Below are 16327 nucleotides of genomic sequence, written 5' to 3'. Positions count from 1 at the left end.
CCTTCGCCGCTCCCGCGGCGAATGACCCCATCCGACCCGTCGGCTTCGCCGCCGGGCCACCTTCCCCTGAGGGGAAGGAGAGCGGCGGCGCCTGGTCGCATCGGTCCGAGGCGGGGCTCGAGGAAAAGGTGCGGCGCCAAGCTCGGCGCCAGACTCAGCGCCCCGTGAAGCGCGGCGCGCGCTTCTCGCGGAAGGCGGCGATCCCCTCGTGGAAATCGTCCGAGAAGCCGGCGCGGCGCTGCAGCTCGGCCTCGAGCGCGAGCTGGGACGCGAGGTCGTTCCCGAGGCTCGCGCGCACCGCTTGCTTGGTCATCGCCTGCGCGAGCGCCGGCCCCTGCGCGAGCCGGCTCGCGAAATCGAGCGCCTCGCGCGCGAAATCCGCGTCCTCGTAGACCGCGTGCACGAGCCCCATCGCGCGCGCCTCCTCGGCGGGGATCGGATCGCAGGTGAGCATCAGGGCGAGCGCGCGCTTGGGCCCGACGAGGCGCGGCAGGATCCAGGTCCCGCCGGCGTCGGGAATGAGCGCGATCCGGGCGAAGGCCTCCTGCAGATAGGCCGAGCGGGCAGCGACCAGGATGTCGCAGGCGAGCGCGATGTTCATCGAGGCGCCGACCGCCGGCCCGTTGAGCGCCGCGACCGTGAGTTTGGGATAGCCGGCGAGCATCTCGATCAGCGGGTTGTAGTCGCGCGCGAGCGGAGGCCCGAGATCGATCCGCCCCTCCTCGTCGCGCGGCAGGTCCTCGGTGAGGTCCTGGCCCGCCGAGAAGGCGCGGCCCTGGCCGGTGAGGAGCACGACGCGCACGCCCTCGTCCTCCGCGCAGGCCGCGAGCGCCTCGCGCAGGGCGGCGTGCAGCTCGGCCGTGAAGGCGTTGAGCTTGTCGGGGCGCGCCAGCGTCAGGACCGCGACCGCGCCCTCCCGGCGGCTCTCCAGAACTGGCGTCATGCGGCGTCCTCCCCTCTCGATTCGCGGATGCCGAGGATAGTGGAAACCTCGGCGCGCAGCACGGGGAGAAGCGCCTCCTCGAACCACGGGTTCCGGGCAAGCCAGGCATTGTTGCGCCACGAGGGATGCGGCAGGGGCAGGACGCGGGGGCGCCGCTCCTCGGCGAGGATCTCGCGGAAGCAAGCGACGGTCGCCGTCATGCCGTCCCTGCGCGCCTGCGGCAGGTGCCACCCTTGCGCGTGCGACCCGATCACGAGGACGAGCTCGAGCGCCGGGAGATTCTCGAAGACGCGCTTGCGCCAGATCGGCGCGCATTCCCGCCGCGGCGGCAGGTCGCCCCCTTGCGCGTCCCAGCCGGGAAAGCAATGGCCCATCGGCACGATCGCGACCCGGCCGGCATCGTAGAACACGTCCTCGCCGATCCCGAGCCAGGCGCGCAGCCGCACGCCGGACGGATCCCGGAACGGCACCCCCGCCTCGTGCGCGCGGATGCCCGGCGCCTGGCTCGCGATGCACAGCCGCGCGGTCGCGCTCGCCTGCACGATCGGCCGCGGCTCGTGCGCGAGCGCGGGCCCGCGCGTCGGCGCGTCCCGGCACACCCGGCAGGCGCGCAGCTCGGCGAGGAGATCGTCGAGGGGGGATGACATGCGGGGGAGATAGGGAGGGGGCGGGCGGAGCTGAAGGGGGGAGACGCGCGGTCTCGATCCCGCGCCCCACCCGACCTCCTTCGGCTCCGCCTCGGAGGCCACCCTCCCCGACGGGGTACGGCATGCACATATGATCGATTCTGCACGTCGACGAAGGCCGCTCTTGTCCTTCCCCCTTGGGGGAAGGTGGCTCCGAGCGAAGCTCGGAGACGGATGGGGGTCGTCGAGGCGGCACCGTCACGGTTCCTCCTGCACGACCCCCACCCCAGAGGAGTCCCATTGCCCTCCCCCAAGGGGGAGGGGAGACCGTCGAGCCCGTCAGGAAACCTTGAGGATCTCCAGGACATCCAGTCGGGAGAGATGTGTGAACCTCTTAGAGCTACGGTGAGGGATACGTGCGGCCAATCCCTCCCCGTAGGGGAGGGTGGACGCCGGAGCGCAGCGACGGCGGCCGGGTGGGGCCCGTGCGCGACGGCCTGTCCATCGCCCGTTTGACGGCGCACGCGCGCGGCTCTATCTGCGACCTCATGAAGCACGTCGTCGTCGTGGGGGCCGGGCAGGCGGGCTCGGCGCTCGTCGCCAAGCTGAGGGCGGAAGGGTTTTCGGGGTCGATCGTGCTGATCGGCGCCGAGGACGTCGCGCCCTACAACCGCCCGCGCCTCTCGAAGGCCTATCTCCTCGGCGAGGCGTCGCTCGAGCGCCTCCTCCTGCGCCCGGCCTCCTTCTACGCGGACAACCGAATCGACCTGCGGCTCGCCACCACCGTCGCCGCGATCGACCGCGCGGCGCGGCGCGTCGTGCTCGCCGACGGCGAGAGCCTGCCCTACGACGCGCTGGCGCTGACGACGGGCGCCGTGCCGCGGCGGATGCCGGCGGCGGTCGGCGGCGCTCTTGCGGGCGTCTTCGTCCTGCGCGCGCGCGACGACGCGGACGCGCTCGCCGCCGAGATCGCGCCTGGCCGGCGCGTGCTCGTCGTCGGCGGCGGCTATGTCGGTCTCGAGGCGGCGGCGGTGTGCGCGCAGAAGGGGATGGCGGTCACCCTCGTCGAAATCGCCCCGCGCATCCTCGGCCGCGTCGCCTGCGCGGAGACGGCCGATTATTTCCGCGCGCTCCACCGCGCCCACGGCGTCGACATCCGCGAGGGCGTGGCGCTGGAGCGGCTCCTCGGCGAGGGACGCGTGACCGGCGCGCTCCTCGCGGACGGGACCCGGCTCGAAGCCGACCTCGTCGTCGCCGGGCTCGGGATCGAGCCGGACGTCGCCCTCGCGCAGGCGGCCGGCCTCGCCCTCGAGAACGGCATCCGCACCGACGAATTCGGCCGCACCAGCGATCCGGCGATCTTCGCCGCGGGCGATTGCGCCTCCTTCCCCCACGAGGGGCGCCGGATCCGGCTGGAGAGCGTCGGCAACGCCATCGCCCAGGCCGAGGCGGCGGCGCTCGCGATGCTGGGGCGTCCGACGCCCTATCGCGCGATGCCGTGGTTCTGGTCGGACCAGTACGATTGCAAGCTCCAGATCGCCGGGCTCGGCACCGGCCACGATCGCATCGTCGTGCGCGGGGAAGGCGCGGCGCGCTCGCACTGGTATTATGCCGGCGCGCGGCTGATAGCGGTCGACGCGATGAACGACGCGCGCGCCTACATGACCGGCAAGCGGCTGATCGAGAGCGGCCGGTCGCCGCCGCCGGAGGCGGTCGCCGATCCCGCGATCGATCTCAAGGCGCTCGCCGCGCTCTGAACGGCGCGAGGTCGAGCCCGAGGCTCTCGCCGACGGAGGCGAGATGGGCGCGCATCGCCTCCTCGGCCGCATCGGGGCGGCAGGCGGCGATCGCCTCGACGATGGCGAGATGCTCGCGGCCGAGCCGCGCGCGCCGATCGGGCGAGCGCGTCCCCTCGCGCATCCGCTGCCAGACGGGATCGTCGCGCACCGCCTCGAGCGCCTCGAACAGAGCCAGGAAGAGGCCGTTGCGCATCGTCTCGGCCAGCTTGCGGTGGAAGGCGCGGTCCCAGCGCTCGTAATCGGCGTCCGTCTGCGCAGCGTGCGAGCGCTCGGCGAGGCGGCGCAGGCCGTCGACGTCGACCGGCGCGGCGCGGGCGGCGGCGTGGCGGACGATGACGGGCTCGATGGCGAGGCGCACCTCCATGATCTCGGCGGGGCTCGTCTGGCTCGCGAGACCGGCGAGGCGCTTGGCGAGCGGGCTCGGCGGGGCCGAGACGAAGGTGCCCTGGCCCTGCCGGCGCCAGACGAGACCCTGCGCCTCCAGCGCGTCGAGGGCGCGGCGCACCGCGCGACGCCCGACGCCGAGCCGCTCGGCGATCTCCCGCTCGGGCGCCACCCGTCCGTCCTCGACGATGACGCCGCTCGCCAGAGCCGCGGAGAGGGCGGCGAGCACCGGGTCGCCGCGATCGGCGCCGGTCGCGTCGCCGTCCGCTGCGGCCGGGTGATGGACGGGGACGGACACGCGACCTCCGATCGTGGGCGGGCGAGGCGCGCCGGACGCGGCCTCATGGGGAATGTACCAATATTGAAATTGGTACGCGATCTGGCCCTGCGCTGTCGAGCCTAATCCGCGGGCCGCTCCGCCGTCATGATGGGCTTTTGCTGAACGGAATTCGTGCAGACGCACGCTTGAATGCGTTCGTATACGGGTCTAGCCTGATCCGGTTCCGCAGAGCGCACGCGTACCGAAGGCGCCGCGGTCCGATAATGGTTCGCCCTCGCGCGAGCCCGGCATGCCCCGAGGAAGGCTCACCCGTGCAGACCGATCGCGCCGTCCGTTACCCCTCCCGCCGCTCACCGGTGCTCGCCCGCAACATGGTGGCGACCTCGCAGCCGCTCGCGGCGCAGGCGGGGCTTCGCATGCTGCTTTCGGGCGGCAACGCGGTCGACGCGGCGCTCGCGGCGGCGATCGCGCTCGTCGTGGTCGAGCCGACCGGCAACGGGCTCGGTTCGGACGCCTTCGCCATCCTCTGGGACGGCGAGCGCCTGCACGGGCTCAACGCCTCGGGCCGCTCGCCGGCCGGCTGGAACCCGGAGCGCTTCCCGAACGGCATGGTCGAGCGCGGCTGGGAGAGCGTCACGGTGCCCGGCGCCGTCTCCGCCTGGGTCGACCTCTCGACGCGCTTCGGCAAGCTGCCCTTCGAGGCCCTGTTCGCGCCTGCGATCGACTATGCCGAGAACGGCTATTCCGTCTCCCCCGTGATCGCGAACCTGTGGGCGCGCGCCGAGCGGATGCTCGGCCGCCAGCCCGGCTTCGCGGAGGCCTTCCTGCCGAACGGGCGCGCGCCGCGAGCGGGCGAGATCTTCGCCTGCAAGCCGATGGCGGACAGCCTGCGCGCGATCGCCGAGAGCCGCGGCGAGGCGTTCTATCGCGGCGAACTCGCCGAGAAGATCGCCGCGTTCGCCCGCGCGCACGGGGCGGCGCTCACCGAGGACGATCTCGCGGCCCACGAGAACGATTGGTGCGGCACCGTGAGCGCGTCCTACGGCGACGTCGCGCTCCACGAGATCCCGCCGAACGGCCAGGGCATCGCCGCCTGCATGGCGCTCGGCATGCTCGCGCACCACGACATCGGTCGGCTCGCCCCCGACAGCGTCGAGGCGCTCCATCTCCAGATCGAGGCGACGAAGCTCGCGCTCGCCGATGTCGAGGCCTATGTCGCAGACCCCGCCGCGATGGTGGACGTCGCCGCCGCCGATCTCCTGGCGCCCGATTACCTCGCCGCCCGCGCGAAGCTCGTCGACCCCGCCCGTGCGCAGGATCGCGGAGCGGGCGCGCCGAAGGCAGGGGGCACGGTCTATCTCACCGCCGCCGACGAGAGCGGCATGATGATCTCCTACATCCAGTCGAACTATGCCGGCTTCGGCTCGGGCGTGGTGGTGCCGGGCACGGGCATCTCGCTGCAGAATCGCGGCTTCGGCTTCGTGACGACGCCGGGTCACCCCAACCGCGTCGGCCCGCGCAAGCGCCCCTTCCACACGATCATCCCCGGTTTCGTCATGCGAGGCGGCCGCCCCGAGATGAGCTTCGGCGTCATGGGCGGGCCGATGCAGGCGCAAGGGCATCTGCAGATGACGCTGCGAACGCAGGTTTGGGGCCAGGACCCGCAACAGGCGGCCGACGCCCCGCGCTGGCGCGTCGTCGCCGGCATGGAGGTGGCGATCGAGGAGACGGTCGGCACGGCAGTGCTCGAGGGGCTCGCCGCTCTGGGGCATGCGATCACGGTCGAGGAGCCCGACACGAGCTTCGGCTTCGGCGGCGCCCAGCTGATCCGGCGCATCGAGGGCGGCTATGCGGCAGGCTCCGACCCGCGCAAGGACGGCCAGGCGGTGGGGTATTGATGGGGCGGGCAGCGACGAGCGCGGGACGCTTCTCCTTCCCCTTGCGGGGAGGTGGCACGGCTTTCCCACGCCGTCATTCCGGGGCGCGAAGCGAGCCCGGAACCCAGATCCACGACGGTGGACCGAACGCGCATGCGCGCTCGTTGCGCGAGTGCGAAGCACCCGAAGGTCGAGGGACGCAGCCTATCGGCTGCTCGCCGAGCCTTGGAGTTTCTGGATTCCGGGCCCGCTTCGCGACCCGGAATGACGGCGTGGAGGAATATGGCGACAGCCTCTATGGCTGTCATCCCGGGCCGCGAAGCGGACCCGGGACCCATACGCTCGACGCTTGTCGGAGCGCGCATGCCGCGCTCGCTCCGCTACCTGTCAGTGGCTTCGGTCGTCGGAGAAACGCAGCCTATAGGCTGCGAGTGCAGCGTAGTGGATATGGGTCCCGGATCGCCTTCGGCGTCCGGGACGACAGCTCGATGCAGGCACGACCCCCATTTCCCACCCACCGAACCGGTTCGGAGCCCCCCCGATGACCTGGTCGATCGTCGCCAAGGATCCCGAGACCGGCGCCTTCGGCATTGCCGTGGCGAGCCGGTTCTTCGCGGTGGGGGCGCGGGTGCCCTATGTCGCGGCAGGCGTGGGGATCGTCGCGACGCAGGCGCTGATCAACCCGCTCTACGGCCCCGCCGGGCTCGCCCTCCTGCGCGCCGGCAAGAGCGCCGCCGAGACGGTCGCGACGCTCGTCGGCGCCGACGAGGGCCGCGACCATCGCCAGATCCAGGCGATCGACGCGAGCGGCACCGTCGCCGACCATACGGGGCGGGACTGCGTCCCCTATTGCGGTGCCACCTCGGACGATCTGTGCGGGGTCGCCGGCAACATGCTCGCGGGGCCCGAGGTGCTCGAGGAGACGGCGCGCGCGTATCGCGAGGCGGCCGCCCTCCCCTTCCCGCGCCGCCTGATCGCGGCGCTCAAAGCGGGCGAGGCGGCCGGGGGCGACAAACGCGGCAAGCAATCGGCCGGCCTCGTGATCTACGGCACGGAGGACTGGTCCGAGCTCGACCTGCGCGTCGACGACCATCCGGAGCCGATCGCCGAGCTCGCCCGCCTGGAGCAGGTCTCGCGCGAGCGCTGGGCGCTCTTCCGGCGCTATCTGCCCACCAAGGCCGACCCCGTCGGCATCACCGATCGCGCGCGCATCGACGCCGAGATCGCCGCCGCGCTCGCCGCGCGCGAGGAGGAGCGATGAGCGACGAGCCCATCCTCACCGTCGAGGACCTGCGGGTCACCTTCACGGGGCCGGACGGGCGCACGACCCGCGCCGTCGACGGCGTCGGCTTCGACGTGAGGCCCGGGCGCACGCTCGGCATCGTCGGTGAATCGGGCTGCGGCAAGAGCGTGACCTCGCTCGCGGTGATGGGCCTCCTGCCGAAGGTCGGCACCAGAATCGAGGGGCGGGTCGCCTTCGAGGGGCGCGATCTCCTCTCCGCACCCGAGCGCACGCTCCAGGACCTGCGCGGCGACCGGATCGCGATGATCTTCCAGGAGCCGATGACCTCGCTCAACCCATCCTACACGATCGGCGACCAGATCGCAGAGGCGATCCTGCGCCACCGTCCGGTCGGCCGGCGCGAGGCGCGCGCGCATGCCCGCGAGATGCTCGAGCGCGTGCGCATCCCCGAGCCCGGCGCGCGGCTCGACGAATATCCGCACAAGCTCTCGGGCGGCATGCGCCAGCGCGTGATGATCGCCATGGCGCTCGCCTGCGCGCCGAAACTCCTCATCGCCGACGAGCCGACGACCGCGCTCGACGTCACCATCCAGGCGCAGATCCTCGAATTGATGCGGGGGCTGCGCGAGGAGACCGGCACGGCGATCGTGCTCATCACCCACGATCTCGGCGTCGTCGCGGAGGTCTGCGACGAGGTGGTGGTGATGTATGCGGGCCAGGTGGTCGAACGCGCGCCGGTCGAGGAGCTGTTCGCCTTTCCCCAGCACCCCTACACGGTGGGGCTGCTCGGCTCGCTGCCGCGCTTCGACCGGCGCCGCGAGCGGCTCGCCGCGATCGAGGGCGCGGTGCCGGACATGAGCCGCCCGCCGCAAGGCTGCCGCTTCGCCGCCCGCTGCCCCTTCCGGATCGAGGCCTGCGCGTCGATGCCGCCGCTCGCGCAAGTGGCGCCGGGCCGGGCCGCCCGCTGCTGGCGCGCGCCGCTCGAAAGTCTCGTCGCATGAGCGCGACCCCCCGCCCCGTCCTCGAGGCCGACGGCCTCGTCAAGCATTTCGTGGCCAAGCGCTCCTTCCTCGGCCGCACGCTCGCGAGCGTGAAGGCGGTCGACGGTGTGTCGCTCTCGCTGATGCCGGGCGAGACGCTCGCGCTCGTCGGCGAATCGGGCTGCGGGAAGTCGACGCTCGGGCGCATGCTGCTGCGCCTGATCGAGCCGACCGAGGGCACGATCCGCGTCGAGGGCCGGGACGTCACGAGCCTTCCCGAGCGCGAGGCCAAGGGCTTGCGCCGCACGGTGCAGATCGTCTTCCAGGACCCGTTCGCCTCGCTCAATCCGCGCATGACGGTCGGCGAGATCCTCGCCGAGCCCTTGATGCTGCACGCCATCGTGCCCGCGCAAAAGCGCGCCGCGCGCGTCGGCGAATTGCTCGAACAAGTGGGCTTGCGCCCCTACCAGGCGGCGCGCTTTCCCCACGAATTCTCGGGGGGCCAGCGCCAGCGCATCGTCATCGCCCGCGCGCTCGCGGTGGAGCCCAAGGTGATCGTCTGCGACGAGCCGGTCTCGGCGCTCGACGTCTCGATCCGCGCGCAGATCCTCAACCTCTTGGAGGAGCTCAAAGGCCGGCTCGGGCTCTCCTACGTCTTCATCAGCCACGATCTCGGCGTCGTCCGCCACATCGCCGACCGGGTGGCGGTGATGTATCTCGGGCGCATCGTCGAGGAGGGGCCGACGGATGCCGTCTTCGGCGATCCGCGCCATCCCTATACGCGCGCGCTGATCTCGGCGATCCCGGCGCCCTCGCCGACGGCGCGGCGCGAGCGGCGGCTCCTGCAGGGCGACGTTCCGAGCCCGCTCTCGCCGCCGTCGGGCTGCCATCTGCGCACCCGCTGCCCGCACGCGACGCCGGCCTGCGCGGGCGAGCGCCCGCCGCTCCTCGCGGTGGGGCCGGGTCATGCCGCCGCCTGTCTCTACGCGAACGAGCTGCCCGACGCGGGCGATCTCGTGCCGCGCGAGACACCGACCGATCCGCGCCTCGAGCGGCTCTTCGCCGCCTTCGAGGGCACGAAACCCCATGCGCCCGCCGAGAATACGGCGCGCTGAGGACACGAAAGGCGGCCGCGACGCGCCGCCGACAAGAGAGGGAGACGGTATCGTGATGAAGAGGACCATCATCGCCGGCGCGGTCGCGGTCGCGACCCTCGGCCTCGCCGCCTCGGGGGCGAGCGCGCAGACCCTGCGCATCGGGCTCGCCGAGGACCCGGACGTGCTCGACCCGTCGCTCGGGCGCACCTATGTCGGGCGCATCGTGTTCGCCTCGATCTGCGACAAGCTGTTCGAGATCGACGCCGATCTCAACATCGTGCCCCAGCTCGCGCTCTCCCACGAGACCTCGGAGGACGGCCGCACGCTCACCATCCGCCTGCGCGAGGGCGTCAAGTTCCACGACGGGACGGACATGGATGCCGAGGCCGTCAAGTTCTCGCTCGACCGCCACCGCGAGATGCCCGGCTCCTTCCGCCGCGGCGAGCTCTCGATCGTGGAGAGCGTCGAGGTGGTGGACGACCTCACCGTCCAGCTCAACCTCGCGAGCCCCTTCGCGCCGCTTCTCGCGACGCTCACCGACCGCGCCGGCATGATGGTGTCGCCGACGGCGGTGGAGGCGGCGGGCGACGCGTTCGGCAATGCTCCGGTCTGCGCCGGGCCCTTCCGCTTCGTCGAGCGCGTGCAGCAGGATCGCATCGTCGTCGAGCGCTTCGAGGATTACTGGAACGCCGAGAACGTGCATCTCGAGCGCATCGAGTACCGCCCGATCCCGGATTCCACCGTGCGGCTCGCCAATCTCCAGGCCGGCCAGCTCGATCTCATCGAGCGCGCGCTCGCGACCGACATCCCCGCGATCGAAGCCGATCCGCGGCTCGAACTCGCGATCGTGACCGAGCTCGGCTATCAGGGCATGACGATCAACGTCGCGAACGGCGAGGGCGCGACGGGCCCGCTCGCGGAGGATCCGCGCATCCGCCAGGCGCTGAACCTCGCGATCGACCGCAACGCCATCAACCAGGTGGTGTTCGACGGCAATTTCTTCCCCGGCAATCAATGGGTCGCGCCGACGAACCAATGGTACCAGGAGGCCTTCCCCGTGCCCGAGCGCGACGTCGCCGCCGCGCAGGCCTTGATCGCCGAGGCGGGCGTGGCGACGCCGATCGTCGTCGACTTCATGGTGCCGAACAACCCGGAAGTGCGCCAGGTCGCGGAAGTGATCCAGGCCATGGCCGGCGAGGCCGGGTTCGACATGCGCATCCGCGTCGTCGAATTCGCCACCGGGCTCTCGGAGGCCGAGGCCGGCCGCTTCGGCGCCTTCATGCTAGCCTGGTCGGGCCGCCCCGATCCGGACGGCAACATCTATTCCTTCGCGACCACGGACGGGCCGTTGAACTACGGCAAGTTCTCGAGCGAGGTCGTCGATCAGGCCCTCGCCGACGCGCGCACCGCGACGAGCTTCGAGGACCGCAAGGCGGCCTACGAGCGCGCGGCGCAGGTGTGGATGACGGAGGGCTCGGTGCTCTACCTCTACCACCGCGCGATGCTCATCGCCCACACCGACCAAGTGTCCGGCTACGAGCAGCTGCCCGACGGGCTGGTGCGCGTGGTGGGCGTTCGGATGGATTGAGGGGGGCCTCCCCGCATCCGGGCGCTCTCCAGCGTCGATGAAGGGCGCGCGGACCTCCCCTCCCCTTGGGGGAGGGCGAGGGGAACAAGAGCTCGGGTGGGGGTCGTGCAGGATGAAGCGCCAGGGTGCCTCCTGCACGACCCCCATCCGTCTCCGAGCTTCGCTCGGAGCCACCTTCCCCCAAGGGGGAAGGACAAGACGGCACGGCGCATCCGGGTGCTCTCCATCGTGAATGAAGGGAGCGCGGGTCTCCCCTCCCCCTTGGGGGAGGGCGAGGGAAACAAGAGCTCGGGTGGGGGTCGTGCAGGATGAAGCGCCAGGGTGCCTTCTGCACGACCCCCCATCCGTCTCCGAGCTTCGCTCGGAGCCACCTTCCCCCAAGGGGGAAGGACAAGGTGTGCTTCAACACGCGTTCTCCTTTCTGGGCAAAGAACAGAGGACCAAACCCGTGCTCCAGCTCATCGGCAAACGCCTGATCCAGCTCGTGCCGACGCTCTTCTTCGTGTCGGTGCTGATCTTCTCGCTGCAGCATCTCCTGCCGGGGGATCCCGCGCTCGTGATGGCGGGGGAGGAGCGCGATCCGGTCGTCATCCAGCAGATCCGCGAGCAATACGGCCTCGATCGGCCGCTGCCGATGCAATATCTCACCTGGATGGGCAACGTGCTCTCGGGCGATCTCGGGCAGTCGATGCGCATCCGCGTGCCCGTCCTCGATCTCATCCTCGAGAAGCTGCCCGTCACGCTCCACCTCGCGATCATGGCGATGGCGATCGCGCTCTTGATCGGCGTCCCGGCGGGCGTGCTCTCGGCGGTGAAGAAGGATTCGCCCGCCGATTACGTGATCAACGTGGTGGGTCTCGCCGGCATCTCGACGCCGAATTTCTGGCTCGGGATCATGCTGATCCTGCTGTTTGCGGTGAATCTCGGCTGGCTGCCGGCCGGCGGCTACGTCTCGCCCTTCACCGATCTGCGCGCCTCGATCGCCGCGACGATCATGCCCGCCTTCGTGCTCGGCACCGCGATCGCCGGCGTGATCATGCGCCATACCCGCTCGGCGATGCTGCAGGCGCTCGCGAGCGATTACGTGCGCACGGCGCGCGCCAAGGGCCTGTCCGAGCGCGTCGTCGTCTGGAAACACGCGATGCGCAACGCGCTCACCCCGGTGATCACGCTCGGCGCGCTCGAATTCGGCACGCTTCTGTCGGGCGCGGTGCTGACCGAGCAGATCTTCTCGATCCCCGGCTTCGGCAAGCTGATCGTGGATGCCGTCTTCAACCGCGATTACGCGGTGGTGCAGGGCGTCGTGCTGGTGACGGCGAGCATCTACATCCTCCTCAACCTCCTTGCCGATATCGGCTACATCCTCGCCAATCCGAGGCTGCGTTCATGAGCGCCGCGACGACCCTCCCCGCCACCGACGACGCGCCGGAGCTGAAGATCGAGGGCCCCTGGCGGCGCGCCTGGCGGCGCCTGCGGCGCCGGCCGGCCGCGATGGTGGCGCTCGCCGTCGTCCTGATCATCGTCGCCGCAGCCCTCCTCGCGCCGTGGATCGCGCCGCACGATCCGACGCGCCAGAGCTGGACGGCGGTGCGCCAGGCGCCCTCGCTCGCGCATTGGTTCGGCACCGACGAGGTCGGCCGCGACGTGTTCTCCCGCGTGATCTGGGGCGCGCGCGCCTCGCTGGCGGCGGGCGTCGTCTCGGTGATGATCGCGCTCGTGATCGGCGTGCCGTTGGGCCTCCTCGCGGGCTATGTGGGGGGCTGGACGGACGCGGTGCTGAGCCGGCTCACCGACGCCATGCTCGCGATCCCCTTCCTCATCCTCGCGATCGCGCTCGCGGCCTTTCTCGGCCCGAACCTGACGAATGCGATGATCGCGATCGGCGTGACCGCGACCCCGATCTTCATCCGCCTCACCCGCGGCCAGGTCCTCGCCGCGCGGGCGGAGGATTACGTCGAGGCGGCGCGCGCGGTCGGCAACCCGCATTGGCGCATCGCGGTGCGGCATGTTCTCCCCAACGTGATGCCGCCGATCCTCGTCCAGGCGACGCTGACCATCGCCGCCGCCGTGATCGCCGAGGCGAGCCTCTCGTTTCTCGGGCTCGGCCAGCAGCCGCCGATGCCGAGCTGGGGCTCGATGCTCAATTCCGCCCAGCGTTTCCTCGGCCAGGCGCCGTGGATGGCGATCTATCCGGGGATCGCGATCTTCCTGACGGTGCTCTCGTTCAACGTTCTCGGCGACGGCCTGAGGGACGCCCTCGACCCCCGCTCCCGCTGAGGCGGGCGCCTCTCGGGGACGGATGCGATCTCATTCCACGCAGGCGCGGATCGCGTTCTCGAGATCGGCGGGGCGGAAGGGCTTGGCGAGCACCCCGCGCACGCCGTAGCGGCGGCCCTCCGCTGCGACGTCGCCGGCCCCCGACACGATCAGGATCGGCGTGCCGGCGAGCCGCACGTCCGCGCCGATCCGGTCGAGCAGCTCCCATCCGCTCAGGCGCGGCATCATCAGGTCGAGGACGATCAGATCCGGCCGTGCGCCCGTCTGCAGCGCCTCCCAGGCTTCGAGCCCGTCTCCGGCCTGGCGCACGGCATGGCCCATCTCGACGAGCACCTCCTCGAGGTATTCGCGGATGAAGAACTCGTCGTCGACCACGAGGACGTTCGCCATCAGGCGGCCCTCGCATCGGCGCGCGGCCTGTAGGCGAAGGCGAAGCGGCTGCCCTCCCCCGGCACGCTCGTGACCTCGATCGTCCCGTTCATCGATTCGGCGGCGTGGCGGACGATGGCGAGGCCGAGCCCCATGCCGGGCTCGTGCTTGTTGCGCACGCTGCCCGCCTCCTCGAAGGGCTCGAAGATGCGCGCGCGGTCCTCGGGCGCGATGCCGGGCCCGGTATCGGCCACGACGATCCGGCACTCGCGCCCGTCGAAGCCGAGGAGGACGTCGACGCCGCCCGTTTCCGTGAACTTCACCGCGTTCTCGAGGAGGTGCTTGAGCACGAGCCGCAGGAGCCCTGGATCGCCCGGCGCCGGTCCGCTCGCCTCCACCCGGCAGGTCAGCGCGAGACCCTTGCGCTCGGCGGCGGCGCGGAACGGCTCCAACACCTCGCGGCCCAGTTCGGCCAAGGCGACCGGCACGATCGCGGGGGCGGTGTGGCCCGGCGCGAGGCGGGTGTGCTCGAGCACCGCCTCGACGATGTCGACGAGCCGCTCCGTCGCTCCGTCGAGGGAGCCGATCAGCCCCTCCACCCGCTCGCCGGCGCCCGACCCGAGAGCCCGGCGCAGACGATCCGTATGGATGACGACGCTGGTGAGCGGGTTCCGCAGCTCGTGACTGACGAGCCGCATGAACTCGGATTTCGCGCGGGAGGCGGCCTCCGCCCGGTCGAGCGAGAGACGCATCGTGTCGGCGGCGTCCGCGAGGGCCTCGTTGCGGTCGGCCACCTCGCGGGCGAGACTTTCGAGGTCGCGCTGCTGGCTGTCGATCTGGGTCCGCAGCAGGTCCCCCGCGCGCTTGACGGAGGTGAGGTTCGCCACGCGCGCGACGAGCTCGTCGGAGGAGAAGGGCTTGACGAGGTAGTCCTGCACGCGCTCGCGCAGGAGCTCGAGCCGCAGCGCGTCGTCCGCCCGCGCCGAGAGGACGAGGATCGGGATGTCGTGCAAGGCGGCGTCCTCGCGGATCGCGCGGGCGAGTTCGGCGCCGTCCTTGCGCGGCATCATGATGTCGGTGACGACGAGATCGGGCACGATCGCCCGCGCCGTCTCGAGCCCCTCCTCGCCGTCCGCGGCGGTGGTCACGCGGAAGCGCGTGCGCAGCGTGTCGGCCACGAAGGCGCGCAGATCGGGATTGTCCTCGACGACGAGGACGGAGGGCGCGTCGGCCGGCGCGTCCGCGGGGGCGCTCGCGTCGTCGTCGGAGGCGGGCGCGCTCGTCGCGAGCTCGATGCGCATCTGGTCGAGCACGCCGCGCGTCACGTCGCCGCCGCCGAGGAGCTCGGCGCGCGCCGGCTCCGCGGCGCGCGCGCGGCGCACCCGGGCGCCGACGGGAGCCGTGCGCGGCAGCTCGACCCGGAACAGAGCCCCCCCGCCGGGCGCCTCGCTCACGCCGATCGTGCCGCCGTGCAGCTCGGCGAAGTCGCGGGCGATGGCGAGCCCGAGCCCGGTCCCCCCGCGTTGGCGCGAGGCGCCGGCATCGACCTGCCGGAAGCGCTCGAACACGACCGATCGCTGATCGACGGGAACGCCCGGCCCGTTGTCCGCGACCGCGATCACGACGCGCCCATTGGCATCGAGCGCGGCCGAGCACGCGACCCGCCCGCCGACCGGGGCGAACTTGAGGGCGTTGGAGAAGAGGTTGAGGAGGATGCGCCGCACCTTGTCCGCGTCGAGCTCGGCGGGGAGGGTGTCGGGCACCTCGATCGCGATGGCGATCTGCCGCTGCGGCGCGAGCGCCTCGAAATTGGCCGCCACCTGCCGGACGAGCGCGGCGACGTCGGTCTCGACATAGTCGGGCGCCATCTCGCCGGCATCGAGCTTCGAGATGTCGAGGAGGTCGTTGACCTGCTTGAGCAGCACGGAGGCGTTGGATCGCACCACCTCGAGATCGCGGCGCATGCGCTCGTCGGGCGTGCCGTCCGCCAGGATGCGCTCGACGGGGCCCAAGACGAGCGCGAGCGGCGTGCGCAGCTCGTGGCTGACATTGGCGAAGAACTGCGTCTTGATCTCGTCGAGCTCGCGCAGACGCTCGAGCAGGCGCTCGAGCTCCCGGTTCTTGCGGGCGATCTCCTCCTCGGCGCGCTTCTTCTCGGTGATGTTGCGCCCCTCGGCGAGCAGCATCACGACCTCGCCCGCGCGGTCCCGGATCGGCACGAGCGAATAGTCGATGATGATCGTGTCCTCCCCGGCCGCGTCGCCGAAGATCTCCACGTCGTAGCGCACGAACTCGCCTGCGGCCGCACGGCGGATGCTGTCGCGAACGCCCTCCTGGATGGTCTCGGAGACCTGCCACCAGCGCGCTTCCCAGAAGGGCAGGCCGAGCGTCTTCTGGAGGTCGATGCCCGCGCCCTCGAGCGCGTTGCGGTTCGCGTCGATCAGGGTGCCGGCCGCATCGAGCAGACCGACGAACTGGTACATTTCGTCGAGAAGGATTCGCGCGAGTTTTGCGCGGTGCAGTTGTGAATCGTCCGTTTCGTGGAGGGTGACGTCGCGGATGTACAGCGCCGACTTGGTCTCGAACAGCTGCCGGTTCAATGATCGATCGGGCACGCGGCGAACTCCGGGCGAGATTGCCAAGCTCGTAACGTTCGTGCGCCGCCGATTGTTTCGCGGGGCTGCCTGCGGCGCTTCGGCTCTTCTCTTCATATAACCCGCTACGCCGCTCACTTGCAACGATGGGCACGGCCCCATCCCGGAAGCCCGGCCGTGCGGTGCGACGGAAAATCTTTCAAGCCTGAAAATTCGAAGCTTGAAACTTCTCGGCCCCGATGGCAGCCTTCTCGCCGATGCGCATCCCGA

Annotated in this window: 13 protein-coding genes; 8 read left to right on the top strand and 5 right to left on the bottom strand. The window is 71.3% G+C overall.

Features of this window, described 5'->3' with window-relative positions; all coding sequences use genetic code 11:
* Window positions 1-154 precede the first annotated feature (154 nt).
* Both ACK4UM_RS14770 and ACK4UM_RS14765 read right to left on the bottom strand, forming a co-directional pair.
* Window positions 155-943, bottom strand: coding sequence for an enoyl-CoA hydratase-related protein (locus tag ACK4UM_RS14770; RefSeq protein ID WP_409800503.1), 789 nt, complete (start codon window positions 941-943; stop codon window positions 155-157).
* Entirely contained in the window at window positions 940-1590 is a 651-nt protein-coding gene (locus ACK4UM_RS14765) for a uracil-DNA glycosylase family protein (RefSeq protein ID WP_409800501.1), read from the bottom strand. The genes ACK4UM_RS14770 and ACK4UM_RS14765 overlap by 4 nt, the downstream gene beginning before the upstream one ends.
* A gap of 527 nt (window positions 1591-2117) precedes the next feature.
* On the opposite strand from ACK4UM_RS14765, the gene ACK4UM_RS14760 reads away from it, so the two are divergent.
* Window positions 2118-3326: an NAD(P)/FAD-dependent oxidoreductase gene (locus ACK4UM_RS14760; protein WP_409800499.1), complete on the top strand. Its 1209-nt coding sequence runs from the start codon at window positions 2118-2120 to the stop codon at window positions 3324-3326.
* On the opposite strand, the gene ACK4UM_RS14755 is transcribed toward ACK4UM_RS14760, so the two are convergent.
* Entirely contained in the window at window positions 3304-4050 is a 747-nt protein-coding gene (locus ACK4UM_RS14755) for a FadR/GntR family transcriptional regulator (protein WP_409800497.1), read from the bottom strand. The genes ACK4UM_RS14760 and ACK4UM_RS14755 overlap by 23 nt on opposite strands.
* Window positions 4051-4403: 353 nt before the next feature.
* Here ACK4UM_RS14755 and ACK4UM_RS14750 point away from each other — a divergent pair, with 353 nt between their 5' ends.
* The 7 genes from ACK4UM_RS14750 (at window position 4404) to nikC (ending at window position 13094) form a co-directional block, all read left to right on the top strand.
* Window positions 4404-5930, top strand: a complete 1527-nt coding sequence (locus ACK4UM_RS14750; RefSeq protein ID WP_409800507.1) for a gamma-glutamyltransferase family protein — start codon at window positions 4404-4406, stop codon at window positions 5928-5930.
* A gap of 520 nt (window positions 5931-6450) precedes the next feature.
* A complete protein-coding gene (locus tag ACK4UM_RS14745) occupies window positions 6451-7170 on the top strand; it encodes a DUF1028 domain-containing protein (protein WP_409800495.1) in 720 nt (239 codons plus the stop codon).
* Window positions 7167-8153, top strand: coding sequence for an ABC transporter ATP-binding protein (locus ACK4UM_RS14740; RefSeq protein WP_409800493.1), 987 nt, complete (start codon window positions 7167-7169; stop codon window positions 8151-8153). The genes ACK4UM_RS14745 and ACK4UM_RS14740 overlap by 4 nt, the downstream gene beginning before the upstream one ends.
* Window positions 8150-9247, top strand: a complete 1098-nt coding sequence (locus tag ACK4UM_RS14735) for an ABC transporter ATP-binding protein (protein WP_409800491.1) — start codon at window positions 8150-8152, stop codon at window positions 9245-9247. Before ACK4UM_RS14740 ends, ACK4UM_RS14735 begins: the two co-directional genes overlap by 4 nt.
* A gap of 55 nt (window positions 9248-9302) precedes the next feature.
* Window positions 9303-10817 (top strand): ABC transporter substrate-binding protein, encoded by a 1515-nt coding sequence (locus tag ACK4UM_RS14730; RefSeq protein WP_409800489.1) that lies wholly within the window; start codon window positions 9303-9305, stop codon window positions 10815-10817.
* 448 nt (window positions 10818-11265) lie between these two features.
* A complete protein-coding gene (locus ACK4UM_RS14725; RefSeq protein ID WP_409800487.1) occupies window positions 11266-12207 on the top strand; it encodes an ABC transporter permease in 942 nt (313 codons plus the stop codon).
* Entirely contained in the window at window positions 12204-13094 is an 891-nt protein-coding gene (gene nikC, locus ACK4UM_RS14720) for a nickel transporter permease (RefSeq protein ID WP_409800485.1), read from the top strand. Before ACK4UM_RS14725 ends, nikC begins: the two co-directional genes overlap by 4 nt.
* 30 nt (window positions 13095-13124) lie before the next feature.
* Here nikC and ACK4UM_RS14715 read toward each other — a convergent pair whose 3' ends face one another.
* Window positions 13125-13484 (bottom strand): response regulator, encoded by a 360-nt coding sequence (locus ACK4UM_RS14715; protein ID WP_409800483.1) that lies wholly within the window; start codon window positions 13482-13484, stop codon window positions 13125-13127.
* A complete protein-coding gene (locus ACK4UM_RS14710) occupies window positions 13484-16078 on the bottom strand; it encodes an ATP-binding protein (RefSeq protein WP_409800481.1) in 2595 nt (864 codons plus the stop codon). The genes ACK4UM_RS14715 and ACK4UM_RS14710 overlap by 1 nt, the downstream gene beginning before the upstream one ends.
* Window positions 16079-16327: the final 249 nt, after the last annotated feature.

This window comes from Salinarimonas sp. (assembly GCF_046292825.1).
In the GTDB taxonomy this organism is placed as follows: Bacteria; Pseudomonadota; Alphaproteobacteria; order Rhizobiales; family Beijerinckiaceae; genus Salinarimonas.
Note: the sequence above shows the minus strand (reverse complement) of the source record. Positions and strands in the feature narration are given on the sequence as shown.